We start from the raw sequence: 507 nt of genomic DNA on the forward strand, positions 1-507 counted from the left end.
TTCTTGTGTGGTGTGTGTTCTCTGATCAGATGTTGTTACATTAGGAACTTCCACAGCTGCTTTACCTGGTTCTGTAATCTTAGCATTACCTACAACCGTAGTATCTGGTAATTGATCATTTGGAACCTTAGCTGAACCATCTGCTCCAATCGTCACTTTAATTGGACGACCATCCTTACCTGGAAGTTCTACGATTGTTCCTTCTGGATAAGTTGAGCCATCTGGTTTCTTAGGTGTTACTGTAACGTCACCTGTAGTAGGATCTTGTGACAACTCTACTGTTGGTGTCTTACGAGCTGGTGTTGTTACATCCACTGGTTGTGATGGTTTCTTGTTCGGTTCGGTTACTTTACCTGTACCTGGAACTTTTGTCTTAGGAAGGTTATCATTTGGCACTTCGCCTGAACCATTGTCGCCAATTGTGACTGTGATTGTTGTTCCATTTTCACCTGGAATTTCTACCTTAGTTCCTCGTGGGTATGTTGAGCCATCTGGTTTCTTAGGTGT

Annotated in this window: 1 protein-coding gene; it reads right to left on the reverse strand. The window is 42.8% G+C overall.

The annotated features are described in order from the left end of the window. A partial coding sequence (locus HT693_RS11060; protein ID WP_205403227.1) for a hypothetical protein occupies positions 1-507 on the reverse strand: 507 nt, incomplete at both ends.

It is taken from the genome of Streptococcus sp. 2154 (genome assembly GCF_013277255.1).
Classification (GTDB): domain Bacteria; phylum Bacillota; class Bacilli; order Lactobacillales; family Streptococcaceae; genus Streptococcus; species Streptococcus pseudopneumoniae.